The organism is Pseudomonas sp. C 49-2 (assembly GCF_003970195.1).
Lineage (GTDB): Bacteria > Pseudomonadota > Gammaproteobacteria > Pseudomonadales > Pseudomonadaceae > Aquipseudomonas > Aquipseudomonas canadensis.
Genome location: NZ_RXYG01000007.1, coordinates 186,775 through 210,673, shown reverse-complemented (window position 1 = coordinate 210,673; position 23,899 = coordinate 186,775). Strand labels below are relative to the sequence as shown.

At 61.2% G+C, this 23,899-nt stretch carries 20 protein-coding genes and 1 pseudogene; 7 read left to right on the top strand and 14 right to left on the bottom strand.

Going from position 1 to position 23,899, the window contains the following annotated elements; translation table 11 throughout:
- Positions 1 to 31: 31 nt before the first annotated feature.
- Positions 32 to 1,459, bottom strand: a complete 1,428-nt coding sequence (locus EJ576_RS16175; RefSeq protein WP_126570694.1) for a di-heme oxidoredictase family protein — start codon at positions 1,457 to 1,459, stop codon at positions 32 to 34.
- A gap of 139 nt (positions 1,460 to 1,598) precedes the next feature.
- Between EJ576_RS16175 and EJ576_RS16170 the strand changes: the two genes are divergently transcribed.
- On the top strand, positions 1,599 to 2,162 hold the full coding sequence (locus tag EJ576_RS16170; protein WP_126570693.1) for an NAD(P)H nitroreductase: 564 nt from the start codon (positions 1,599 to 1,601) through the stop codon (positions 2,160 to 2,162).
- Here the strand turns inward: EJ576_RS16170 and EJ576_RS30280 are convergent.
- The 8 genes and pseudogenes from EJ576_RS30280 to gap form a co-directional block, all read right to left on the bottom strand.
- Positions 2,159 to 2,914, bottom strand: coding sequence for a methyl-accepting chemotaxis protein (locus EJ576_RS30280; protein ID WP_370468593.1), 756 nt, complete (start codon positions 2,912 to 2,914; stop codon positions 2,159 to 2,161). The two genes, EJ576_RS16170 and EJ576_RS30280, sit on opposite strands and share 4 nt — an antisense overlap.
- 102 nt (positions 2,915 to 3,016) lie before the next feature.
- Positions 3,017 to 4,156, bottom strand: a pseudogene (locus tag EJ576_RS30275) (HAMP domain-containing protein); the annotation flags it as partial.
- 280 nt (positions 4,157 to 4,436) lie between these two features.
- Positions 4,437 to 4,838 (bottom strand): YbaN family protein, encoded by a 402-nt coding sequence (locus EJ576_RS16160; protein WP_122728624.1) that lies wholly within the window; start codon positions 4,836 to 4,838, stop codon positions 4,437 to 4,439.
- Between the two features lie 168 nt (positions 4,839 to 5,006).
- Positions 5,007 to 5,615 (bottom strand): biliverdin-producing heme oxygenase, encoded by a 609-nt coding sequence (locus EJ576_RS16155; RefSeq protein ID WP_123478493.1) that lies wholly within the window; start codon positions 5,613 to 5,615, stop codon positions 5,007 to 5,009.
- Between the two features lie 133 nt (positions 5,616 to 5,748).
- On the bottom strand, positions 5,749 to 8,313 hold the full coding sequence (locus tag EJ576_RS16150; RefSeq protein ID WP_126570692.1) for a TonB-dependent receptor: 2,565 nt from the start codon (positions 8,311 to 8,313) through the stop codon (positions 5,749 to 5,751).
- Positions 8,314 to 8,428: 115 nt separating this feature from the next.
- A complete protein-coding gene (locus EJ576_RS16145) occupies positions 8,429 to 9,397 on the bottom strand; it encodes a FecR domain-containing protein (RefSeq protein ID WP_123478495.1) in 969 nt (322 codons plus the stop codon).
- 74 nt (positions 9,398 to 9,471) lie between these two features.
- Entirely contained in the window at positions 9,472 to 9,990 is a 519-nt protein-coding gene (locus EJ576_RS16140) for an RNA polymerase sigma factor (RefSeq protein WP_122728616.1), read from the bottom strand.
- Positions 9,991 to 10,189: 199 nt separating this feature from the next.
- Positions 10,190 to 11,191, bottom strand: a complete 1,002-nt coding sequence (gene gap / locus EJ576_RS16135) for a type I glyceraldehyde-3-phosphate dehydrogenase (protein WP_016975496.1) — start codon at positions 11,189 to 11,191, stop codon at positions 10,190 to 10,192.
- Positions 11,192 to 11,412: 221 nt separating this feature from the next.
- Here gap and edd point away from each other — a divergent pair, with 221 nt between their 5' ends.
- The 4 genes from edd (at position 11,413) to EJ576_RS16115 (ending at position 16,505) form a co-directional block, all read left to right on the top strand.
- Positions 11,413 to 13,239 (top strand): phosphogluconate dehydratase, encoded by a 1,827-nt coding sequence (gene edd / locus EJ576_RS16130; protein ID WP_028617778.1) that lies wholly within the window; start codon positions 11,413 to 11,415, stop codon positions 13,237 to 13,239.
- Entirely contained in the window at positions 13,236 to 14,192 is a 957-nt protein-coding gene (locus tag EJ576_RS16125; protein WP_010208037.1) for a glucokinase, read from the top strand. Before edd ends, EJ576_RS16125 begins: the two co-directional genes overlap by 4 nt.
- A 119-nt stretch (positions 14,193 to 14,311) precedes the next feature.
- Positions 14,312 to 15,046 carry a response regulator gene (locus EJ576_RS16120; RefSeq protein ID WP_025854798.1) on the top strand — a complete coding sequence of 245 codons (735 nt, stop codon included), beginning with the start codon at positions 14,312 to 14,314 and terminating at the stop codon, positions 15,044 to 15,046.
- Between the two features lie 31 nt (positions 15,047 to 15,077).
- Positions 15,078 to 16,505, top strand: a complete 1,428-nt coding sequence (locus tag EJ576_RS16115; RefSeq protein WP_164393822.1) for an ATP-binding protein — start codon at positions 15,078 to 15,080, stop codon at positions 16,503 to 16,505.
- A 38-nt stretch (positions 16,506 to 16,543) separates the two neighbouring features.
- Here EJ576_RS16115 and EJ576_RS16110 read toward each other — a convergent pair whose 3' ends face one another.
- Positions 16,544 to 17,473, bottom strand: coding sequence for an AraC family transcriptional regulator (locus EJ576_RS16110; RefSeq protein WP_028617775.1), 930 nt, complete (start codon positions 17,471 to 17,473; stop codon positions 16,544 to 16,546).
- Between the two features lie 328 nt (positions 17,474 to 17,801).
- Between EJ576_RS16110 and EJ576_RS16105 the strand changes: the two genes are divergently transcribed.
- Positions 17,802 to 18,143: an antibiotic biosynthesis monooxygenase family protein gene (locus tag EJ576_RS16105; protein WP_028617774.1), complete on the top strand. Its 342-nt coding sequence runs from the start codon at positions 17,802 to 17,804 to the stop codon at positions 18,141 to 18,143.
- 42 nt (positions 18,144 to 18,185) lie between these two features.
- Positions 18,186 to 18,428, top strand: coding sequence for a hypothetical protein (locus tag EJ576_RS16100; protein WP_122728612.1), 243 nt, complete (start codon positions 18,186 to 18,188; stop codon positions 18,426 to 18,428).
- Here EJ576_RS16100 and EJ576_RS16095 read toward each other — a convergent pair.
- The 4 genes from EJ576_RS16095 to EJ576_RS16075 all read right to left on the bottom strand — a co-directional run bounded on the left by EJ576_RS16095 (position 18,425) and on the right by EJ576_RS16075 (position 23,822).
- Positions 18,425 to 19,048, bottom strand: a complete 624-nt coding sequence (locus EJ576_RS16095; protein WP_122728610.1) for a flavin reductase family protein — start codon at positions 19,046 to 19,048, stop codon at positions 18,425 to 18,427. The two genes, EJ576_RS16100 and EJ576_RS16095, sit on opposite strands and share 4 nt — an antisense overlap.
- A 152-nt stretch (positions 19,049 to 19,200) precedes the next feature.
- Entirely contained in the window at positions 19,201 to 20,520 is a 1,320-nt protein-coding gene (locus tag EJ576_RS16085) for an MFS transporter (RefSeq protein WP_122728608.1), read from the bottom strand.
- Between the two features lie 216 nt (positions 20,521 to 20,736).
- On the bottom strand, positions 20,737 to 22,062 hold the full coding sequence (locus EJ576_RS16080) for a sigma-54 dependent transcriptional regulator (protein WP_028617770.1): 1,326 nt from the start codon (positions 22,060 to 22,062) through the stop codon (positions 20,737 to 20,739).
- Positions 22,056 to 23,822 (bottom strand): ATP-binding protein, encoded by a 1,767-nt coding sequence (locus EJ576_RS16075; RefSeq protein ID WP_126570722.1) that lies wholly within the window; start codon positions 23,820 to 23,822, stop codon positions 22,056 to 22,058. The genes EJ576_RS16080 and EJ576_RS16075 overlap by 7 nt, the downstream gene beginning before the upstream one ends.
- Positions 23,823 to 23,899: the final 77 nt, after the last annotated feature.

Sequence of the window (23,899 nt, the reverse complement as noted above, 5' to 3'; positions counted from 1 at the left end):
GTCGAGCTCCCTTCTGTAATTGGGGCGAAGCTTATAAAGAATTCAGGAACGCCAGCAACGCAGCGCGCTGCTCGGCATTAAAGGACAACACATGCTGCTGCGCCGCTTGTGCTTCACCGCCGTGCCACAGCACGGCCTCCAGCGGGTTGCGGGCGCGGCCGTCATGCAAGAACTGGGTGTGGCCACTCACGGTTTGTGTCAGGCCGATGCCCCACAACGGCGGCGTGCGCCAATCGCGGCCACCGGCTTTGAATTCGCTACGGTTGTCGGCCAGGCCTTCGCCCATGTCGTGCAACAGCAGATCGCTGTACGGACGAATCATTTGGTTGGCCAGCTCAGGTTCAGCGGCATTGGCCGCCGTGGTGAACGCGGGTTTGTGGCAACCCTGGCAACCGGCCTGGTAGAACAGGTTTTTGCCGGCCAGCACCTGCGGCGTGTTGACGCCACGGCGCGCCGGCACGGCGAGGTTACGGGTATAGAACAGCACCAGGCGCAGGATGTTATCGCTGACTTCCGGCTCGCCATCGGGGCCATTGCCGTTGGGGGCCTGTTTGCAGGCGACTTGGGCATCGGTGCAGTCATCGAAGGGTCTCAACGAGGTGGTGAGGCCCATATCACCAGAAAACGCGTGAACATTTTGTTGATTGAGGTTGGGTTGCCCGGCTTTCCAGCCAAATCGCCCGAGCACGGTTTTTTGCTGGGCGTCGTCCCAGACCCAATTGGCGCGGCCGACGATGGCTTCTTTGTCGGCGGTCTTCGGGTCGGTGTTGCGCAGGATATCGGCGTCGCTGATGGCTTCGAGCAGGCCCAGGCCGATCATGGGCGGGGCGATGCGTGCGGAAAAACGCGTATCCGGATGCATCGGGCCGTAGCCGAGCTGGGTGATTTGCAGGTCCGGCTTGCGCAACTCGACCACCGTGCCGTCCTTGAACGTCACGTTGACCGGTGTGTAGTCGACTCGCACCTTGCCTTCAGGCAGCACGCCCGGCACGGCCATGTCCTGCAGTTGCCCGCCGTAGACCGGCTCGGGCACCACGCCGACCTGTTCGATGAGCTTGGCATACGGCGATGCATCCGGAATCGACAGGCGTACCAGCATCGACACCGCATTGGGAGCGTCGGGCAATGGCGGATGTCCACGTCCGTCTTTTATATGGCAGTTCTGGCACGCATTGGTATTGAACAGTGGGCCCAAGCCATCACGCGCGGTGGTAGTGGACGGCGCGATCACCCAGGGGCTGCGAAAGAAGCTGTTGCCCACGCTGAAATCCAGGCGGCGGGTGGGCGACAGGTTGGCCGAGGGCAGGGAAAATGCATTCTGGTCGCGCTTGTTCACCGTCGCAGCGCCGCCCGCCCGTGATTCACCCGGCTCGGCCTTGGTAAACCTGGGCGCGTCATCGCAGGCGCTCAGGCTCAAGGCCAGCACGGCTGCGGACAGGCGAAAAAGCGAACGGAACATCGAGTTTCCCGGACGAAGACGAAAAATAAGGTCGCAAAGTCTAACAGGGCGGGGCGCAATGAATAAGAGCAATTATCGTTTGGTCGAACCCGATTCATTCCCGCTAGAATGGCCGCACATTTTTCTCTGGAGGTGGCCAATGCAGGCTCTCGACGCTTTGCTCAACCGTGTTTCCGTGCCGCGTCTGCTGGAACCGGCGCCGACCCAGGAGCAGCGCGACGTGCTGTTCGCCGCCGCCCTGCGCGCGCCTGACCACGGCCAACTGCGCCCGTGGCGCTTCCTCACCGTAGAAGGTGCCGCCCGTGAACAGATGGGCACGTTGCTGGCTGAAGCTGCACGCCTGCAAGACGCCGATGCGCCGCAAGCCGCCATCGACAAGGCCCAGAACGGCCCGTTGCGTGCGCCGTTGGTGGTGGTGGTGATTGCCCGTTTGCAGGAACATTTCAAGGTGCCGAAATCCGAACAATTGCTGGCAGCCGCCTGTGCGGCCCACGGCATCCTGCTGGCGGCGTATGCCCAGGGGATTGGCGCCGTGTGGCGCACGGGTGAACTGTCCTACTCGGCCCACGTTGCCAAAGGCCTGGGCCTTACGGCCGATGAGGAAGTGATTGGCTTCCTCTACCTGGGCACGCCGCAAAACCCGCCGCGTACAGCGCCCAAGGAAGATGTAGCGGCGTTTGTCAGTGCCTGGAATGGCGTTTAAACCCTGAACTGATCCATCAACTTCATCTGCTGGCTGGCCAACGCATTGAGTTGGCTGCTGATGGCCGCCGACTCGGTGGCCTGGCCGGTGAGGGTTTCGGTCACGGTACGGATCGCCGAGACGTTGCGGTTGACCTCTTCGGCCACGGCGCTCTGTTGTTCGGCGGCGCTGGCGATTTGCAGGTTCATGTCGCTGATCACGGTCACCGCATCGCTGATCTTGCCCAAGGCCTGCACCGCCTGATGAATCTGCCCGGCATTGCTCTGGGCTTGGCTCTGGCTTGAATGCATAGTGGCCACCACGCCACGGGTGCCGCTCTGGATGCGTTCGATCACCAGGCGGATTTCCTCCACGGAGTCCTGGGTGCGCTTGGCCAGGTTGCGCACTTCGTCGGCCACCACCGCAAAGCCACGGCCGCTTTCCCCGGCGCGTGCCGCTTCGATGGCGGCGTTCAGCGCCAGCAGGTTGGTCTGCTCGGCGATGCTGCGGATCACTTCCAGCACCGAACCGATCTGCTCGCTGTTGACCGCCAAGGCTTCGACTTCGCCCACGGCCTTGCTGACTTCTTCAGCCAGGGTGGTGATGTCGCGAGTGCTCTGCTCGATGATCGACATGCCTTCGCGCGCCGACTGATCAGCCCCGCGTGCCGCGCTGGCGGCATTGGAGGCGCTGTTGGCGACGTCATGAGCGGTGGCGCTCATCTCGTTGGACGCGGTAGCCACCTGGTCGATTTCGCGGAACTGCACTTGCATGCCTTCGCTGGTCTGGCGCGCGATGGCCGATGACTGATCGGCGGTGCCACGGGCTTCGGTGATGCTTTGTTTGATCTGGGCAATGGTCGGTTGCAGCTTGTCGAGGAAGCGGTTGAACCAGTTGACCAGTTCACCCAACTCGTCCTTCTTGGCGTAAGCCAAGCGTTGAGTCAGGTCGCCGTCGCCGCTGGCGATGTCCTTGAGCATGGCGGCCACGCTGTTGATTGGGCGGGTTACGCCGGTGGCGGTCAGCCAGATCAGCAGTAAGCCCAGCAGGCCGGCGGCGGCACCCACCAGCAGGGCTTTGATGGTACCGCTGGCCTGGGCTTGATCAAGCACGTCTTGGAGTTTCACCGAGTCGGCCAACATCACCTGTTTTTGCAGTTTGATCACTACGCCCCAAGCTTTTGCATCGGCGATGGGGCTGACTGAGTAAACCGCACGAATCGTATCGCCTTGTTCACGGTTGACGTGGCTGTCACTGGCCAGCAACTGCACGATCTCCTTGCCTTCGGCGCCGATAATGTCGATCAGGTTTTTGCCGACCTTGTCCGGTTGGCCGCTAGACGCCGCGATCAGGCCGGTGCTGGACAGGATCTCCAGATGCGCCGCGCCGTCGAAGAGTTCTCTTTGCGCCGCGTCCGTCACTGCTTGCAGGGTGTTGAGGGCGATGTCGACACCGACCACGCCGATGACTTTGCCGTCCACGATCAGCGGCAAGGCAATGGTGGTCATCAGCATCTGCTTGCCGGCCACTTCATCGGCGTAGGGGTCGAGCAGGCACACTCTGCGCGTATCACGTGGGCAGGTGTACCAGATGTTGTAGGGCGTGCCGCTGAGGTTGGGGGTGGTCTTGGTCAGGTCTTCTTCAACCATGATGGTGTTCAGCCCTTCACCGCCGGCGCGGCTCCAGTAGCTGGAGAAACGGCCTTTTTCGTTGGACACGCGGGCCTTGTCGCCGATGAATTCGCTGTCCTTGCCATCCAGTCCATTGGGTTCGAATGAGAGCCAGATACCCAGCACTTTGCTGTTGCGCTCGAAGGTGGTCTTGAGGCTCTGGTTGAGTTCTTCCCGCAACGCGCCAGGCTCCAGCGAACGCTTGGCCGCCAGGGCGCGCAAGTCCTTGACCTGGTCGGCGAGGGCGGTCACCACCAGCAGGTTTTCGCCAAAGGTTTTCTGCAATTGCACGGCCTGTTCGGCGGCTTTGGATTGCAGCAGGTTTTGCACACTGTTGGTGAGCATTCGCGAGCTTGAATCGCTGATCAGCTGATCGTTCTGATTGGTTTCGTAGAGGTTGATGCTGATGATCAGTGCGATGACCCCCAAGAGGCAAAGGCCTGATAGCAGCACGATTTTCAAGCGAATGGAGAGGGTGTCGAACATAGGTTCACTCACGAATGGACTTGTTGGAAGGCACGCAGTGCAGGCCAAGTCCATTCAGCGCTATGTCTGAAACATCGGCGTCATGATTCAATTCATGAGAGAGAGGCGATGAGCGGTAGGAAAAACCCTACACGCTACGTTATACGGGCGCTACAAGCCGCTCCGGACGTGACCAGATCCACAGATTGCCCAGGCTCATCCCGGCAATCGCCAGGTAGATCGGCCAGCCGTGGTCGAGCATCACCAGCATCAACATGGCGCACAGCAGCATGCTCACTGTGGCGCTGACTTTGGCACGACGGGCGATGATCTTGCCGTTGCGCCAATTGAACAGGATCGGCCCGAACAGCCGGTGGTTTTCCAGCCAGGCGCTGAGGCGCGGTGAACTTTTGGTGGCGGCCCAGGCGGCGAGCAGGATGAATTCGGTGGTGGGCAACCCCGGCACGACAATCGCTATCAACCCTATGCCCAGGCTGACGTAGGCCAGCAGGCCGAAGAGGATCCGGGCGATTTTCGAGGTGGATTGGGTTTTGCCGGTCATGGTGAAGCTTATCTGGTAGGGAAAATGCGGATTATCTGAGCTGAAATGCGATCAAGTGTGGGAGCTGGCTTGCCTGCGATAGCAGTGTGTCAGTCACTGCATCTATACCTGACGCACCGCTATCGCAGGCAAGCCAGCTCCCACATTGATCCGGTTTCTACCGGAACATTACGCCAGTTCAGGGGCGCTAGCGTACGCCTGTTCCAGCAGCACGGTGAAGCGCACAAACGCGTCGATCGCGCCTTTTTCCACCGCGGCTTCTTCTTCGGCGCTGAATTCCAGGGCATCGAGCGTACGGGTGAAGCTTTTCCACCCTTCAGCACGGCCACCGGCCGGCTCACCCAGGTGACGGGCACCGAAGGTTTCGCTCAGGCCCAGGCCCACGGCGCGCTTGATCAGGAACGCAGCGCCCAGTTTGGAGCCTTCGGACACGAACAGCCAGCCCAAGGCTTCGGCCTTGCTCGGATTCTTCACGGCACCGGCGACCGGTGCAGGCACTTCGGTGTCGAGGTCACCCAGGTCCAGCTTGGCGGCTTCGGCGCGGCAACGTGCGGCCAGGTCCGGCACGATCTTGATCAATTCGGCATCGTTGTACAGCGCTACCAGCTCCGACTGGAACAGGTATTGCGCGACCACGAAACGCGCGAAATTGGCCTGGGTTTCGAACGGCGCGTGGGCTTTGACCAGGGCGTCGAGCTTGGTATGCGGCTCGTTGGTGATCTGGTTCAGGCGCTGGGAGCGCAGGCTTGGGCGTTCTGCGGTAGGAGAAGCGGTCATGAAAAAGTCCTTGAGAAGGGGAGCGCCTGGGTGCCCTAAAGAGAGCTGTTATCAACTAGACGAACAAGAAGACGCGGCACAGTAAAAAATCCTCACCTCGTCGCTGAAATTTCGACGAGGTGAGAGGGGCGGTTTAAATGTCCCAGATCACGTTGATCGCAAAGTTGCGACCTGGCTGGGTCAGGCGGTCGAGGTTGGCCGGGGAGGTCACGCCGGCTTCGCCGACGCCGTCGTAGCTGCGTACGTCGTCCCAGTTCCAGTATTTCTTGTCGGTGAGGTTGTAGAGGCCGCCATTGATGGTCACGTCGTTGGTGACTTTGTAGAAACCGGTCAGGTCGACGATGCCAAAGCCTGGGGTCTTGAAGGGGCCAGTGGTGCTGCCGTCAGGCGCGTGAAAAGTGGTGCTGTCGACGCGGTTCTGCTTTTTCACCAGGGTCCAGCTCAAAAGGCCGCCGTAGTTGTCCTGGTCGTAGCCCAAACCGAATACGCCCTTGAGCGGGTTGACGCTGTTGAGCGCCTCGCCATTATCATCGTTGCGGCCATAGGTGTAGCCAACCGAACCCTGGGTGTACAGGCCTTGCGGTGCGCCGAATGCATCGAGGTTCAGGCGCCCTTTGGCTTCGATCCCCTTGATGGTGGCGTGCTTGATGTTGTTGGCTTCGAATTGCTGTGAGGTACTACCGGCGACGGAGGCGTCCTCGTCGATGAAGTCGCGGTATTTGTTGTAGAACACGGCGATATCAAACGAACCGGAATCGAAATTGCCGCGAATCCCGGTTTCCACGCCCTTGCTGCTTTCGGGCTTGAGGTCGGGGTTGGGTTCGACGGTGTAGCCCTGCTGCAGGTTTTCAAAGCGGCCGTACAAGGCTTTGGCAGACGGGGTGCGGAAGCCTTCAGCGTATTGACCAAACCAGGTGTAGTGATCCGTCAGTGCATAGGTCAGACCGAATTTGGGCGTCACACGGTGCCAGGTTTTTTCCTTGTCACTGTGGGCGTAGATCCGCGTCGGGTCGACAGTGTTGAGGAACTCTTCAGTCAACTTGGGTTTGAGTTGGGTGTAGTCGTAACGCACGGCGGGCAGGAAGGTCCATTTGTCCCAAGTGATCTGGTCCTGTGCGAACAACGAGTAGGTGTTGATGGTCGGGTCCGGGAAGTCACTGGCCTTCTTTACGCTGTCGCTGGCAATCGGACTGGGCGCGCCGATGGCCGTGCAACCGCCGCCAACAGCCAGGCAACTGGCTGCGCCTTCTCGGGAGCCGGTGACTTTCTGTTGCTTGAGGGTGGTGCCATAGGTCAGTTGGTGATCGGTTTCACCCAGGCTGAAGGCCTTGTCCAACTGGGCGTCGAACACCCACTGCTTTTCTTCGTAAAGGGTTTCGCGGGTGCGCAAGACACGGCGCGACGGCTGGTAGATCTCGGCGGTGGTCTGGTCGGTCTTGGCGATCTGGTAGTTGAGGCTGGTCTTGATCTGATCGGCAATCGGCGAGTCCAGGGCAAAGCGGTTTTCGATACCAAAACGCTCGCGGGTGATGGTGTCGTTGCCCGACCGCGCACGGTAGAAGTTGAAGCCGCGCCCGCCGGTGAATGGGCCGCCCACGGCATTTTTAAGGTTGACGTCGCGATCGTCCTTGAACTTCTCGTAAGTCAGGCCAAGTCGGTTGTCATCGCCATAATTCCAACCCAGTTTGGCCAGCACATTGGTTGTGCGCGCATCCTCGGGGTTGGCACCGGTACGCGCCAGCCCCGTGGCGTTGTTGCCATCATAGGATTCCATCTCATGGCCGTTGCGCTGGCTCAGGTGCAGCAAGCCGTCGAAGTCTTGCACGCGTCCGGCGACGGTGCCGGAGGTCAGCCAGCTTTCATCGGCGGAGCTGTAGCCGGTCTTGAGGCGGGCGCCGACGTCCTTGCCGGGTTTGATGATGTCGTCCGGGTCGAGGGTGAAGTAACTCACCGCACCGCCGATGGCGCTGCTGCCGTACAGGGCCGAGGCCGGGCCGCGCAGAATCTCGACGCGCTTGACGATTTCCGGGTCGACGTAGTTGCGACGGGTCTTGGCGTAAGGGCCGTTGAAGAAGTTGTCCGGCACTTCCACGCCATCCACCTGGGTGAGGATGCGGTCGCCGTCGATGCCACGAATGTTGTAGCCCGAATTGCTCGAGCGGCCACCGGCACCGCCTACCGAAACGTTGGGCTCATAACGCACCAGTTCACGGATGGTATTCACGTTCTGGCGGTCCAGCTCTTCGCGATCATGCACGCTGACGGTGCTCGGTACGCTGCTCACGCCCTGCTCATTGCGCGTGGCGCTGATGGTCACCTGTTGCAGGTTGAGGGTGCTCCCCGCTGCGCGCTTTTCCAAGACGATGTTGTTGCTGCCCAGTTTGCGATAGCTCAGGTTGGTCCCCACCAACAGCCGGTCCAAAGCTTTTTCCGGCGACAACGGGCCGCGTACGCCTGGGGACGACACACCCTGGCCCAACTCAGCGGGCAGGCCGACTTGCCAACCGGTCACAGCGGTAAAGGCGTTGAGGGCCGAGACCAGCGATTGCTGCTCGATGCTGAAGTTGTAGTTGCCGTGGCTGCGTGCAGCAGGTTCGGCGGCGGTGGCCGTCATCACCGGCGCAGCGGCCAGCAGGATGGCCGCGGTCAGCAAGGACAGGACGGGCGAAGAGGACCGGCGGTTGAAACGAGAGGACATCGAGAGCGCTCCGGGGTACGAATCTTATAGTTGCGAACTGAGACAAATAGGAATCAGTTGCATTGGCTAAGACGAGACGTACCATCCTCAGCTATCGAGTAAAAATAATTCTCATTTAGTTCAAGATCACCAACGCCGGGTATTCCGACAACTTGGCCGAGGTGATGTGGGCCAGGGAGCGCACCACGTCCAGGGGCTGGTCGAGGCGGTAATTGCCGGTGACGGCGACGCTGGCCAGTTGATCATTGGTGTTGACGATCCAGCCGGGATAATAACGGCGCAGCTCGGCGAGCACTTCGCTCATCGGGCAGTTTTCGAAGATCAGCCGGCCTTGCACCCAGGCCAGATCCTTGTTGGCGTCCAGCTTGGCCGGCTGGCCAAAACCCTTGGGCCCGATGCGGATACTTTCCCCAGCGCGCAGGCGCACGCGGGCATCGTCGAAAGTGTTGCTCAGGTCGACATCGCCGCGTTGCACTTGCACCTGGGCTTCGCCATTCAGGTAACGCACGGCAAAAGCGGTGTCGCGCACGCTGGCGCGCACGGGGCCGGCGTCGATTTCCAGGGGCAGGCCGTGGCTGGGCACGACTTCGAAAAACGCCTCGCCCTGGTACAGGCGGGCGAGGCGCTGATGGTCCTTGATACTGCTGGAAAATGCCGAGTTGGTGTTCAGCAACACTTTGGAGCCGTCATCCAGTTGCAGGCGCTGGCGTTCGCCCACCACGGTGAGGTGGTCGGCTTGCAGACGCACCGGCAGGTTGCTGAAGCTGAACAGGCCGATCAGCAGCACAGCGGCGGTGGCCAGCGGTTTCCAATGCGGTTTGATGCGGCGCCAGGCGCTGGGCTTGCGCGGTACGGCCAGTGCGACGGCGGCACTCTGAACCGGCGCGCCCCCCCAGGCGGCCTGGGCCTTGGCGAAGGCGTGGACGTGGGCGGGATCGCTGGCCAGCCAGGCTTCGAATTCGGTCTGTTGCCCGGGTTGCGGGCACTGCAAGGCGATCAGCCAGTCAAGGGCTTGGTCCATGGCCGTGTCTTGCAACACCTCATGAGCCAGCTCTAGAGGGCGCAGTTTATTCGGGTCCGTCACGGTGTTCCTCGGGTCTTCGCCACGTTCTATTCAACTTTCTTGCAGCTGGGATCGACGCTTCTGTTGGGTGAAGCTTAAGGCCGATCCAGCCGTTCGGCCACACCTACGCAGATAGCCATAATCAATTTGAGTTCCTTTTGCACGGTGCTCAAGGACACTTCCAACTGATCGGCGATCTCCTGGTAACTGCAACCATGCAGGCGGCTGAGGATGAAGATCTGTTGTTGGCGGGCGCTCAACTGGCCGAGGCTGACGCTCAGGGCTTCGAGCATTTGCTCGGCCTGGGTGGCATCTTCGGGGGTACTGATGGGGGCGGCGACGCTTTGCAGGACATCCAGCGGAACATCTTCCTGCAGCGTGCGGGCCTGGATCTTGCGCGCACGCAGATGGTCCAGCGCCAGGTTGCGCGCCGTCTGAAAGACGAAGGGTTCAAGGTGATCGATCGGCCGCTCGCTCAGGGCCCGAGTGACGCGCAGGTAGGTTTCCTGCAACAGGTCCTCGGCGGTGCTGTGGTTATTCACCATCCGCTGCAAGGTGCGAAGCAGAATCACCCGTTGGGTGAGAAAGACATGGTTGAAGCGAGATTGGCTCACAGTGATACCAGACCGGTTTGCAGTTAATGATAATGCTTATCATCAACGCAAATGGCAAGTGGCTATTTTTCTCATGCTCTACACAAACCAATGTGGGAGGGGGCTTGCCCCCGATAGCGATGGGCCAGTCAACTTAAGTGTGACTGATCCACTGCCATCGGGGGCAAGCCCCCTCCCACAAAGTCCCGAGCAAACAAGATTATTCGGCGTTACATAGCGCCAGGCAGTTATCCAACATACGGTTGGAGAAGCCCCACTCGTTGTCATACCAAGCCAGCACTTTCAGCAACTTGCCGCTGACTTTGGTGTGATTGGCATCGAAGATCGACGACAACGGGTTGTGGTTGAAGTCGCTGGAAACCAGCGGCAGGGTGTTGTAACCCAGAATCTTCGAATGCTGGCTGGCATCCTTGAGCAGCGCGTTGACCTGTTCGGCAGTGGCTTCTTTCTTCAACTGCACGGTGAGGTCCACCAGCGACACGTTGATCACCGGTACACGCACCGCCATGCCGGTCAGCTTGCCCGCCAGTTCCGGTAGCACCAGGCCGACGGCTTCAGCGGCGCCTGTTTTGCTCGGGATCATGTTCTGGGTGGCCGAACGCGCACGATACGGGTCGGTGTGGTAGACGTCGGTCAGGTTCTGGTCGTTGGTGTAGGCGTGAATCGTGGTCATCAGGCCACTTTCGATGCCCAGCTCGCGGTGCAGCACTTGAGCCACAGGCGCCAGGCAGTTGGTGGTGCACGAAGCGTTGGAGATGATCTGGTGGGATTGACGCAGAATGTCGTGGTTGACGCCATAGACCACGGTCGCGTCCGCGCCCTTGGCCGGTGCGGAAATGATCACCTTGCGCGCGCCGGCGGTAATATGGGCGGCAGCCTTATCACGGTCGGTGAACAGGCCGGTGCATTCGAACACCACGTCGATCTTGTGTGCAGCCCACGGCAGGTCGGCTGGGTTGCGAATGGCACTGACGGCAATCCGGTCACCGTTGACGGTCAGGCTTTCCTGATCGTGGGCGACCTCTGCTTCGAAAGTGCCATGCACGGTGTCGTATTTGAGCAGGTGGGCGTTGATCGAACTGTCGCCCAGATCGTTGATGGCGACGATCTGCAAATCCTGGCGGTAGCCTTGGGTATACAGTGCGCGCAGGACATTACGGCCGATACGGCCAAAACCATTGATTGCGATACGAAGAGTCATTGGAGAGTGCCTGTCGTCGATTTGTTGTAAGAATTACAAGATTATTCGCATAAAAATAGAAAACAAGCCTTTTTAGTGGCAATATTTTGTTCAATCTACAACGAGTGACCTGAATCAACTGGTCCGATGATCCAAACGACTCCCTGCCATCCCATGCGCTGCGGGCGTTTGATCAGCATAGACACTCAGGTCGCCACATCCGTTAGCCTGGAGTTCTACACATGCATCCCCGCGTTCTTGAGGTCACCGAACGGCTTATCGCCCGCAGCCGCGCCACCCGCGAGGCCTACCTTGCGCTCATTCGCGGTGCAGCCACCGACGGTCCGATGCGTGGCAAGCTGCAATGCGCCAATTTCGCCCACGGCGTGGCGGGTTGCGGCACTGAAGATAAAAATAGTCTGCGCATGATGAATGCCGCCAACGTGGCAATTGTTTCGTCATATAACGACATGCTCTCGGCGCACCAGCCGTACGAACATTTCCCTGAACAGATCAAGAAAGCCCTGCGCGAAGTCGGCTCGGTCGGCCAGTTCGCCGGCGGCACCCCCGCCATGTGTGACGGCGTGACCCAGGGCGAGCCTGGCATGGAGCTGAGCCTGCTCAGCCGTGAAGTCATTGCCATGTCCACGGCGGTAGCGCTGTCCCACAACATGTTCGATGCCGCGCTGATGTTGGGCATTTGCGACAAGATCGTCCCCGGCCTGATGATGGGCGCGCTGCGCTACGGCCACTTGCCGATGATATTCGTACCGGGCGGCCCGATGCCGTCGGGCATCTCCAACAAGCAGAAAGCCGACGTGCGCCAGCGCTACGCCGAAGGCAAGGCCACCCGCGAAGAGCTGCTGGAATCGGAGATGAAGTCCTACCACAGCCCTGGCACCTGCACCTTCTACGGCACCGCCAACACCAATCAGTTGCTGATGGAAGTGATGGGCCTGCACCTGCCGGGCGCCTCGTTCGTCAACCCGTACACGCCGCTGCGCGATGCGCTGACCCGCGAAGCCGCGCACCAGGTCACCCGCCTGACCAAGGCCAACGGCAGCTTCATGCCGATCGGCGAGATCGTCGACGAGAAATCCATCGTCAACTCCATCATCGCCCTCAACGCCACCGGTGGTTCGACCAACCACACCCTGCACATGCCGGCGATCGCCATGTCGGCGGGCATTATTCTCACCTGGGACGACATGGCTGACCTCTCCGAGGTGGTGCCGACCCTGTCCCACGTGTATCCAAACGGCAAGGCCGACATCAACCACTTCCAGGCGGCGGGCGGCATGTCGTTCCTGATCCGCGAGCTGCTCGAAGCCGGCCTGCTTCACGAGGACGTCAACACCGTGGCTGGCAAAGGCCTGAGCCGCTACACCCAGGAACCGTTCCTGGTCGACGGCGAGCTGATCTGGCGCGACGGCCCGATCGAAAGCCTCGACGAAAGCATCCTGCGTCCCGTGGCCCGTGCGTTCTCGCCGGAAGGTGGCTTGCGTGTGATGGAAGGCAACCTCGGTCGCGGCGTGATGAAAGTGTCTGCCGTGGCTCCGGAACATCAAATTGTTGAAGCGCCGGCGGTGGTGTTCCAGGACCAGCAAGACCTGGCCGACGCGTTCAAGGCCGGTCAGTTGGAAAAAGACTTCGTGGCCGTCATGCGCTTCCAGGGCCCGCGCTCCAATGGCATGCCCGAATTGCACAAGATGACGCCGTTCCTCGGCGTGTTGCAGGACCGTGGCTTCAAAGTCGCACTGGTAACAGACGGGCGTATGTCCGGCGCGTCGGGTAAGATCCCCGCCGCGATCCACGTCAACCCAGAAGCCCAGAGCGGCGGGCCACTGGCGCGGGTGCGCGATGGCGATATCATTCGCGTGGATGGCGTGAAGGGCACCTTGGAGCTTAAGGTGGACGCCGACGAGTTCGCAGCGCGCGCGCCTGCCACGGGCCTGTTGGGCAATAACGTGGGGGCCGGTCGCGAGCTGTTTGCATTTATGCGCTTGGCCGCAAGCTCCGCAGAGCAGGGCGCCAGCGCCTTTACCTCTGCCTTGGAGACGCTTAAGTGAAGCTTGCGCTGGTCGGTGATATCGGGGGCACCAACGCCCGTTTTGCGTTGTGGCGCGATCAGGAACTGCATTCGATCCGCGTGCATGCCACGGCGGATCACTCCAGCCCTGAAGACGCGATCAAGGTTTACCTCAAGGAGGAAGGCCTGGAAATCGGCGACATCGGTGCGGTGTGCCTGTCGGTGGCCGGGCCGGTGAGTGGCGATGAATTTAAATTCACCAACAATCACTGGCGCCTGAGCAAGACTGCGTTTTGCAAGACGTTGCAGGTCGATGAACTGCTGCTGGTCAATGACTTCTCGGCCATGGCCTTGGGCATGACCCGCCTCAAGCCCGACGAATTCCGCGTGGTCTGCGAGGGTACGCCAGAGCCATTGCGCCCGGCGGTAGTGATTGGCCCTGGCACTGGCCTGGGTGTCGGGACGCTGCTGGACCTCGGCGCTGGCCGTTTTGCGGCGTTGCCGGGGGAGGGCGGGCATGTCGATCTGCCCCTCAGCAGCCCGCGTGAAACCCAGCTGTGGCAGCACATCTACACTGAGATCGGCCATGTCAGCGCCGAAACCGCCTTGAGCGGTGGTGGCTTGCCGCGTCTGTACCGTGCCATTTGCGCGGTCGACGGCCACACGCCGGTACTGGAAACCCCCGAGGCCATCACGGCCGCAGGCCTGGCCGGCGACCCAGTGGCGATGGAAGTATTGGACCAGTTCAGCATCTGGCTGGGCCGCGTTGCCGGCAATAATGTACTGACCACCGGTGGACGCGGTGGCGTGTACATCGTGGGCGGGGTGATACCGAGGTTTGCCGACTTCTTTATCAACAGCGGCTTTGCCAAGAGTTTCGCCGACAAAGGCTGCATGAGCGACTACTTCAAAGGCATTCCGGTGTGGTTGGTGACCGCGCCGTATTCCGGGTTGACCGGGGCGGGTGTGGCGCTTGAGCAGGCATTTGCATAGGCAGTGATGGCCCTATCGGGGGCAAGCCCCCTCCCACATTTGGAACGCATTCCAATGTGGGAGGGGGCTTGCCCCCGATGAGGCCATCAAGATCACTCCATAACAACAAGGAGGACCCCGTGAGCGTAATCAGTAAATCGATTCTCCTCGTCGACGACGACCAGGAAATCCGCGAATTGCTGCAGACCTACCTCAGTCGCGCCGGTTTCCAGGTGCGTGGCGTGCCGGATGGCGCGGGGTTCCGCCAAGCGATGAACGAGGCGCCGTGCGACCTGGTCATCCTCGATGTGATGTTGCCGGACGAAGACGGTTTCAGCCTTTGCCGCTGGATCCGCCAGCACCCGCGCCAGGCGCAGGTGCCGATCATCATGCTCACCGCCAGTTCCGACGAGGCCGACCGCGTGATTGGCTTGGAACTGGGCGCCGACGACTACATCGGCAAGCCGTTCAGCCCCCGCGAGTTGCAGGCGCGGATCAAGGCCCTGTTGCGCCGTTGCCAGTTCGGCCAGGAGCGCAGCGTAGGTGGGGACGTGCTGGTGTTTGATGAATGGCGCCTGGATATGATCAGCCACCGCCTGTTTCATGTAGACGGCGAAGAAGTGATCCTCTCCGGGGCCGATTTCGCCCTGCTCAAATTGTTTCTCGACCACCCGCAACAGATCCTCGACCGTGACACCATCGGCAACGCTACCCGTGGCCGCGACCTGATGCCGCTGGACCGTATCGTCGACATGGCCGTCAGCCGCCTGCGCCAACGCTTGCGCGATACCGAAAAACCCCCGAGGCTGATCCGCACGGTGCGCGGCAGCGGTTATCAACTGGCAGCCAGCGTGGTTGCCGGCAATGCCCACTGAACATCTGACTGAACGCCGTCGCCGCTTCCCGGTGCCACGTTCGTTGCTGGGGCGCATGCTGCTGCTAACGTTGCTGGCGGTGTTGTTTGCCCAGGCGCTGTCCAGCGTGATCTGGGTCTCGCAGTTGCGTGCCACCCAGCTCGAAGGCCTGGTCACCAGCGCCCGCAGCCTGGCGCATTCGATGACCGCCAGCGTGAGTTATTTCCGTTCATTGCCGGTGGCCTATCGCCCATTGGTCCTCGACCAATTGCGTAGCATGGGCGGCACGCGTTTCGTCGTGACCCTCAATGATCGCCCGTTGGACATGGCCATCCTGCCGCAAACCCCGCGTAAGCAGGCCGTGCTTGAAGCGGTCGATGAAGTGCTGAAACAGACCCTCGGTGCCGATGTGCATATCTCGGTGGAGTTTGTCAGCGCCGAAGACCTGCGCATCTTCAATGCCGGCCTCAAACTTGATGAACTGCCGCGTTCCTGGGCCCACTACGCACTGACCCTGGAGCCGGTAAACCCGCCGGTGCTGGTCACTCAGATTCAGCTCGCACCTGGCGAATGGCTGTACATCGCCTCGCTATTGCCCGAGCCCTACACCAGCCTTGAAGAGCAAGGCCTGCCGTCCCAGCAGGTGTGGTTTATCGTGCTGACCAGCGGTTTTCTGCTGCTGTTCATCGGTTTGCTGGTGCACTGGCAGAGCCGACCGCTCAAGCGTCTGGCGCGGGCGGCGCGGGACATGTCTCTGGGCGCCGACGTAGAGCCGGTGGCCGAAGGCGGTGGCAGTGAAGTGGTCGAAGTGGGCCGTGCGTTCAATGCCATGCGCGAGCGCATCAGCCGTTACCTGACCGAGCGCAGCCAGTTGTTCAGCGCGATTTCCCACGACTTGCGCACACCGATCACCCGCCTGCGCCTACGCGTGGAATTGCTGGAAGACGAGAACCTGCAAACCAAGTTCGGCCGCGACCTGGATGAGCTGGAGTTGTTGGTGAAGGGCGCGCTGCAATGCGTGAAAGATACAGATATCCACGAAAACATCGAGCCGGTCGACCTGAACCATGTGCTCGATTGCCTGGTGGAGCCGTACCTGGCGCCGAACGGGAATGGCCGCGTGACCCAGCATGGCCGGGCGTTGACGGCATATCCGGGCAAGCCGCTGGCGCTCAAGCGTTGCATTGGCAACCTGATCGACAACGCGTTGAAGTACGGTCAGAACGCCCATCTGCACATCGAAGACGATGGCGCGGAGTTCATCCTGCACGTGGATGACGAAGGTCCCGGTGTGCCGGAGCAGCGTCTTGAGCAGGTGTTCGAACCGCACTTCCGCCTGGCCGGGCAGCAACAGGGCTACGGCCTGGGATTGGGGATTGCGCGCAACATTGCCCATAGCCATGGCGGTGAAGTGAGTTTGCAGAATTTGCGCGAGGGTGGTTTGCGAGTCACCCTGCAGCTACCCCGAACCCTGGATTAAACACGACTCCCTTGTAGGAGCCCGGCTTGGGGCGGTGGTCAGATGCTTTGGCGCAATCGGGCCAGGTCTCTCAGCGGCGGCGCGCCGAACAACCGGCTGTATTCCCGACTGAACTGCGACGGGCTTTCATACCCCACGCGATACCCGGCCGCCGAAGCTTCCAACCCTTCGGCAATCATCAACCGTCGCGCTTCCTGCAAGCGCAATTGCTTCTGGTACTGCAACGGGCTCATCGCAGTGATTGCCTTGAAGCGGTGGTGCAAGGTCGAGACGCTGAGGTTCACTTCCTTGGCCAGGTCATCGATGCGCAGTGGTTGCTCGTAGTTGCCGTTCAACCACTTGATCGCCTGGCTGACCCGATGGCTCTGGCTGTTGGCCACGGCGATCTCATACAGGCGATAACCCTGTGGACCCCGCAACAGGCGATAAAGAATTTCCCGGTTGATCAGCGGCGCAAGCATGGCGATGTCTTTGGGCGAGTCCAGCAGGCGCGCCAGGCGCAGCACGGCGTCGAGCAGTTGGCCGTCGATGCGGTCGACATACATGCCACGGGAGGTCGGACGCGACGGCACGCCCATCGGGCCTGCTTCCGCGATCAAGGCCGTCAACTGCGCCGGGTCGATATTGATGCGCACCGACAGGTTCGGGTCTTCCGGGGTGGCATCAATGATCCGCCCGGCCACCGGCATCGCCACCGAGAACACCAGGTAATTGAGTGGGTCGTAGGCAAAGATCTCGTCGGCCAGGCGCACTTCCTTGCTGCCGCTCGCCAGAATGCACAGGGCAGGCTCCACCAGTACCGGCATGAAGTCGCGCGGCGTGTTGTGGCGGTTCAGGAACAAGGTGGTGATGGCGGTGCCGTAGGAGCCGTCCTCCCAGGTATGCCGGTGCACGATGCTGGCCAGTTCGGCGCGCTGTTTTTCCATCTCTGCATCGAGGGGCATGGCTTTATGTTCGGGCGACGACATGGAGCGTCCTCTACTGGCTACTTCGATGGGCTCAGCTTAGCGGCGGCTTTTCAAAAAGTGTTACGTCGATTCTGCACAATCCTTGCCTGATCCTGCGACGCATCGTGAATCAGGCAATCGCGGGGCCTGTCATCTCCCTGAAACAAGGCGTTGACCCATGGAATAAAACGTCTGCGCCAGACGTCCTCTCTACGCTTCTCGCAGGATTGTGCAATAAGCCGACAGGAATTGACTAACCGCGCCCGCACCCGCACCGTTATCTTTGATCCTGTGGCAACACGCCCTCACAGTGCTTGCCGAGCATCACTTCTCAACGGGAGAGTCGAACATGTCCACCCCCATTCCCGCGAGCCATATGGCCTTTATCCGCGCCCGCACCGGGTGCAGCACCGAACTCGGTGCACGCTTGAGCAGTTTGATCGAACCGGGCCGTCAGGCTCAGGGTTGCCTGCAATTCTCGTTGCAGCATTCCCAGGTCGATCCCGATGTCTGGTTGATCTCCGGTTTCTGGAGCAGTGAGGAGGCGATGAGCGCCTACTTCAACTCACCAGCCCTGATGATCCTGACCGAGCTGTTGAATGACATGGTGGTCCGCAGCATGGACTTCCAGACCTTTACAGACGCATCCGCTGCACACGCCTACGGCGAGTACCTGCAACTCGCCGGCTGAAGGTCTAGAATGGCCGACTTTCCATTGGCCAGGACCTGCAACATGGCACGTAAACAATTTGCCCACCACGAAGCCGTTTCCGCCGTAGTACCGGGCGAGGGTGGCTACAGCGCCGCCGTCGCCGTCAAGGCACTGGATGGCATGGGCGCACCGCAGTTTCACAAGATCCTTGATGGACAAACGTTCACCACCGCCTCCGACGCCGACGATGCGGCCACCCTGCAGCTTGAGTGCTTGGTCGATGTCGACGAAGACGGTCAGTTGGCGTGGGCGACTGAGTCCTAAGCCTTGGGTCGATACATCTTGAACAGGGCTTCGGGGCCCAACTGGAAGTAATCCGCCGGGCCGCCACCGCGCAGAATCGGCTCGGCGGCGGCGGTGTCGTAGATACCGTCCTTGAGCAGCCACTTGGCAATGTGCACCGCGACCACCTCGCCCAGCACCAGCCAGCTAGGCACCAATGCCTTGTCGGCGCGCTGAAGCTGGATGATTTGCGTCACCTTGCACTCGAACGACACCGGGCTCTCGCCCACCCGTGGCACGCCCACGATCTTCGAAGCCACCGGCGTCAGGCCGGACAATTCGAACTCATTCACCTCGGGTGAAACCGGGGCGCAACTCTGGTTCATCTGCTCGGCCAGCGGGCGGGTCGCCAGGTTCCACACAAACTCGCCGGTCTGTTCGATGTTGTTCAGGCTGTCTTTGCGCCCAACACTGGAAAACCCGATGATCGGCGGAATGTAGTTGAACGCGTTGAAGAAGCTGTAGGGCGCCAGGTTCAGGCGGCCTTCGCTGTCGTGGGACGAAATCCAGCCGATCGGCCGTGGACCGACGATGGCATTGAACGGGTCATGGGGCAGGCCGTGGCCGTTGGCGGGTTCGTAGAAATGGATATCGTCGGACATGGCCTGTTCTGTTCTCGATTTCGGGACCAGCATCATACCCAATGTGGGAGCGGGCTTGCCCGCGAATACGGTGGTTCAGTCTCTACAATCGTTGACTGACACACCGCTTTCGCGGGCAAGCCCGCTCCCACATTTTGAACTGCGTTCAACGGTTAGTCGGTGGTAATGCGCGAGTGCTTACGCGTGTCCTTCATGGTCACATAGACCACCAGCGACACCGCGATACACGCGGTCACATACCAGTAGTAGCCGGTTTCCATGCCGATGCTCTTGAACCACAGCGCGATGTATTCAGCAGTACCGCCAAAGATCGATACGGTCAGCGCATACGGCAGGCCCACGCCCAGGGCGCGGATTTCGGTGGGGAACAGCTCGGCCTTCACCACGGCGTTGATCGAGGTGTAGCCGCTGACGATGATCAGCGCCGCCATGATCAGGAAGAACGCGCCCCACCAACTCTGGATAGTGTGCAGGGTGGTGAGGATCGGCACGGTGAACAGCGTGCCGAGGATGCCGAAGGCGATCAGGATCGGGCGACGGCCGACTTTATCCGACAGCCCACCGACGATGGGTTGCAGGCACATGAACAGGAACAGCGTCGCCGCCGAGATGGTGGTGGAGTCGGAAATGCTCATGCCGACCGTGTTCACCAGGTATTTCTGCATGTAGGTGGTGTAGGTGTAGAAGGCCAAGGTGCCGCCCATGGTCAGGCCGACCACGGTCAGCAGTTCCTTGGGGTGGCGCATCAAGGTGCGCATCGCGCTTTCCTTGGCTTTTTCCTTCTTGGTGAATGACTCGGTTTCTTCCATGCCACGACGCAGGTACAGCGCGACGACTGCGCACAGCGCGCCGATGGCGAACGGGATACGCCAGCCCCAGGCATAAAGCTGCTCGGTGGTCAGGACTTGTTGCAGCACGATCAGCACGGCCAGTGCGATGAGCTGGCCGGAGATCAAGGTCACGTACTGGAAGCTGGAGTAGAAACCACGGCGTTCCTTGGTCGCCATCTCGCTGAGGTAGGTGGCGGAAGTGCCGTATTCGCCGCCGACCGACAACCCCTGCAGCAAACGGGCAAACACCAGCAGGATCGGTGCACCGATACCAATCATTTCATAGCCCGGGCTCAGGGCGATCAGCAGCGAACCGAAGCACATCAGGTAGACCGAGGCCATCAAGGCTTTTTTACGCCCTACTTTGTCGGCGTACAGGCCCATCAGCCAGCCACCGATCGGGCGCATCAGGAAGCCCACGGCGAAGATCGCGGCGGTGTTGAGCAGTTGGGCGGTAGTGTCGCCTTTCGGGAAAAAGGCTTTGGCGAAGTAGAGCGAGAAGGCGGCGTAGACGTACCAGTCGTACCACTCGACCATGTTGCCGACGGAACCACTGAAAATCGATTTGATGCGGCTGGAGGTCGTGCGTGCCTGCGTAGGCGCGGCCGCCGACCCCAGAGGCAGGGCGTTGGAGTTATCCATTGAAGGATCCTTCATCTAGTTGTTTTTATGGAGCGGCGCGTGCGCAGCCTGGCTCGAGCTATAGCAGGAGCTGTGCCAGGTGGATGAAGGCCCGGAATAGAGGGGTTCGAGGATTTTTTTGAGCGGAAAGCCGCTGATGATTTTCAATGGGTGAGCGGAAATCCGCTTATTGGCGCGGGCGCGCACTGCCCATTGTAGGAGCTGGCTTGCCAGCTCCTACAGGAAGGTGTCCCGCACCAACCCATGGCGCTGCATCTTTTCATTGAAGGTACGGCGTGGCAGTTGCAGCTCGGCCAATACGGCCTTGATATCGCCCTTGTGCCGGGTCAACGCGGCTTTCAGGCAGTGGGCTTCGAAGGCCTCCTGCTGCGCAGCCAGGGATTGCCCAGCCTCGATGCCTTCCGGTTCCGGTTCGCCAAGGCCCAATACCTGGCGTTCGGCGACGTTGGCCAGTTCACGCACATTACCTGGCCAATCATGGCTGAGCAGGCGCCCCAGTTGAGCGCCGCTCAGGGGTTCGACGCTGCGGCCCAGGCGCTCGGCGGCACTCTGTGCAAAGTGGTCGAACAGCAGCGGGATATCTTCGCGGCGCTCACGCAAAGGCGGCAGGCGCAGTTGCGCGACGTTCAAGCGATAGGCCAGGTCTTCGCGAAAGCGCCCGGCGCGGGCCTCTTCCAGCAGGTCCGGCTTGGTGGCGGCGATGATGCGCAGGTCCACGTGGATACTCTGGTTGGAGCCCAGTCGCTCCAGTTTCTGTTCCTGCAACACCCGCAGCAGTTTCACCTGTTGGGCCAGCGGCATGCTTTCGATTTCATCGAGGAACAGCGTGCCACCGTGGGCATATTCCAGTTTGCCGATGCGCTTGCCCTGCGCGCCAGTAAATGCGCCGCTTTCGTGGCCGAACAGCTCGGCTTCAAACAACTGCTCGGGGATGGCGGCGCAGTTGAGCGCGACAAAAGGTTTCTTCGACCGAGGGCCAAAATCATGCAGGCAACGGGCGACCATTTCCTTGCCGCTGCCGGTCTCGCCACGGATCAGTACGTTGACCGGCAGGCTCGCCAGGTCCAGCACCTGGCGGCGCAAGGTCTGCAAACCACGGGACACGCCGAGCAAGGTCGACTCCAACTGCGCGCGATGATCGGCCTGTTGATGCAGGCGCCGGTTCTCCAGGATCAGCCCGCGCTTGTCCAGGGCACGGCGCAGGCTGTTGAGCAGGGCGTCGGGGCTGAAGGGTTTTTCCAGGAAGTCGTAGGCACCGTCGCGCATGGCCTCAACCGCCATCGGTACATCGCCGTGGCCGGTGAGCAGGATGACCGGTAAATCGGCATCGCGGCGTTGTACCTCGGCCAGCAGTTCGAGCCCGCTGAGTCCGGGCATGCGTACATCGCTAAGGATCACGCCGGGGAAATCCTTGGGCAATTGCGCCAGGCATTCCTCGGCGCGGCTGAACAACTGCACCTCGAACCCCGAGAGGCTCAGCCACTGCTCGACGGCCGTGCGGATGCTGGCTTCGTCATCGACCACAATCACCGCGTTCAACATAGGTCGGGCGTCTCCAGCGCGATAGGCAGGGTCAGGGTAAATACCGCGCCGTCGCCGCGATTGCTGGCGATCAGGCGCCCACCCAATTCGTGCACGATAGCGTAGGACACCGCCAGCCCCAAGCCGAGGCCATCACCCACAGGCTTGGTGGTGAAGAACGGGTCGAACACGCTGTTCAGGTGCTCGTCGGCAATCCCGCCGCCGCTGTCGCTGACGGTCAGTCGCCACAGTTGTTGGTCGGCATGCAGGCGGATTTCCAGGCGTTTGCGCGGTTTGTCGGCCATGGCGTCGAGGGCGTTGCGCAGCAGGTTGATCAGAACCTGTTCCAGGCGGATTGCATCGCCGCGCACCCAGGCGGGGCGGGTCAGGTCCAGCACCACGCCGATGGATTCATCGCGCAGGCGCGCATCGAGCAGGTGCAGCGACTGGTCGACCACGGTGGCCAGGTCCAGGCGTTCACGCAAACCACTGGGGCTTTTGCGCGCGAAGGTCTTGAGGTGGCCGGTGAGGGCGGCCATGCGCGTGAGCATGTCGTCCAGTGGCGTGAGGGCCTGGTAGGCGTCTTCGACACGGCCGTGATCCAACAGCAGGCGCAAAGTGGCCAGTTGCATGCGTTGGGCGGTGAGTGGCTGATTGATTTCGTGGGCGAGGGCGGCGGACATCTGTCCCAGCGCCGCCAGTTTGGCCGATTGCACCAAGCCATCTTGGGCCGTGCGCAGCGCCTGGGTGCGTTCTTCCACCAGTTGCTCAAGCTCTTCGCGACTGCGCTGGCGCAAGCGGGCCAGACGCCAGCGTTGGGTCAGGAACAGCACCAGGAACACCAGCGCCAGCCAGGAGCCGGCGGCAGCCAGGCCAGCGTTACGTTGATCTTCAAAGGCGAACTGCGGTTTGCGCAGCAGGTGCAAGGTCCAGCCTTCGGCCTTCAGCGGCAGGGATTCCCAGATGTAATTGGCACTGCCATCCGGACCGTTGACGCGCATCAGGTGGCTGTTTTCGTCGAAGCGTTGCAGGATGCTGGTTTCCAGCGCTTGCAGCTGTTTTTTGTCGTATTGGCGGGTGGCCTTGAGTTCGGCAAGGTCGCTGGCCGTCAGCGGCCGCAGGTTGCGATAACGCCAACCGGGTTGATTGGCGATGAACACAATGCCACGCGCATCACTGACCAGCAGCAGGTCATTGCCTTGGGCCCACTCACGTTCAAGTTCGGGGAACTCAAGCTTGACCACCATCGCGCCGAGGAACTGTTCGTGTTCATCGACCACCGCGCTGGAGAGGAAGTAACCGGGTATGCCGGTGGTCACGCCCACCGCGTAAAAGCGCCCAGTGCCGTGGCTCAAGGTTTGGCTGAAATAGGGGCGAAACGCGTAGTTGTGCCCCACATAACTGCTGGGCAGGTTCCAGTTGCTGGCGGCCACGGCCAAGCCGGTGCGGTCCATCAATTCCAGGGTGGATGACTGCGCCGCGCCGTTGATGCGCTCCAGCTTGCGGTTGAGCAGATCCTGGGTGGCGGCGTCCAGCGGGGCCTTCAAGGCGTTGATCATCTCCGAGTCCAACGCCAGCACGGCGGGCAGGGCGCGGTAGCGTTCGATCAGGGTGTGCAGCGAGTTGGCGTACAGCGCGAGCTGCTGATTGGCACGGGCGGCGTCGTCCACCAGGGCCTGGCGTTCGGCGTGGCGCGTGGCCAAGGCCGCGGCCAGTAGCGCGCCAGCGATGATCAGCAGGGAATAGAAGGTCAGGCGCAGTGGGCGAGGGATGACGATCATACGGTGATGGGCAGGCACGGTAAGGGAGTGCACCATACCATGTGCCATAAAAAAGGCGACTGGGCCATGGCCACAGT

Coding starts and splice junctions, on each gene's coding strand:
- EJ576_RS16175 (WP_126570694.1), bottom strand. CDS start 1,459: ATGTTCCGTTCGCTTTTTCGCCTGTCCGCAGCCGTGCTGGCCTTGAGC.
- EJ576_RS16170 (WP_126570693.1), top strand. CDS start 1,599: ATGCAGGCTCTCGACGCTTTGCTCAACCGTGTTTCCGTGCCGCGTCTG.
- EJ576_RS30280 (WP_370468593.1), bottom strand. CDS start 2,914: ATGCAAGTGCAGTTCCGCGAAATCGACCAGGTGGCTACCGCGTCCAAC.
- EJ576_RS16160 (WP_122728624.1), bottom strand. CDS start 4,838: ATGACCGGCAAAACCCAATCCACCTCGAAAATCGCCCGGATCCTCTTC.
- EJ576_RS16155 (WP_123478493.1), bottom strand. CDS start 5,615: ATGACCGCTTCTCCTACCGCAGAACGCCCAAGCCTGCGCTCCCAGCGC.
- EJ576_RS16150 (WP_126570692.1), bottom strand. CDS start 8,313: ATGTCCTCTCGTTTCAACCGCCGGTCCTCTTCGCCCGTCCTGTCCTTG.
- gap (WP_016975496.1), bottom strand. CDS start 11,191: ATGACTCTTCGTATCGCAATCAATGGTTTTGGCCGTATCGGCCGTAAT.
- edd (WP_028617778.1), top strand. CDS start 11,413: ATGCATCCCCGCGTTCTTGAGGTCACCGAACGGCTTATCGCCCGCAGC.
- EJ576_RS16110 (WP_028617775.1), bottom strand. CDS start 17,473: ATGTCGTCGCCCGAACATAAAGCCATGCCCCTCGATGCAGAGATGGAA.
- EJ576_RS16105 (WP_028617774.1), top strand. CDS start 17,802: ATGTCCACCCCCATTCCCGCGAGCCATATGGCCTTTATCCGCGCCCGC.
- EJ576_RS16100 (WP_122728612.1), top strand. CDS start 18,186: ATGGCACGTAAACAATTTGCCCACCACGAAGCCGTTTCCGCCGTAGTA.
- EJ576_RS16095 (WP_122728610.1), bottom strand. CDS start 19,048: ATGTCCGACGATATCCATTTCTACGAACCCGCCAACGGCCACGGCCTG.
- EJ576_RS16085 (WP_122728608.1), bottom strand. CDS start 20,520: ATGGATAACTCCAACGCCCTGCCTCTGGGGTCGGCGGCCGCGCCTACG.
- EJ576_RS16080 (WP_028617770.1), bottom strand. CDS start 22,062: ATGTTGAACGCGGTGATTGTGGTCGATGACGAAGCCAGCATCCGCACG.
- EJ576_RS16075 (WP_126570722.1), bottom strand. CDS start 23,822: ATGATCGTCATCCCTCGCCCACTGCGCCTGACCTTCTATTCCCTGCTG.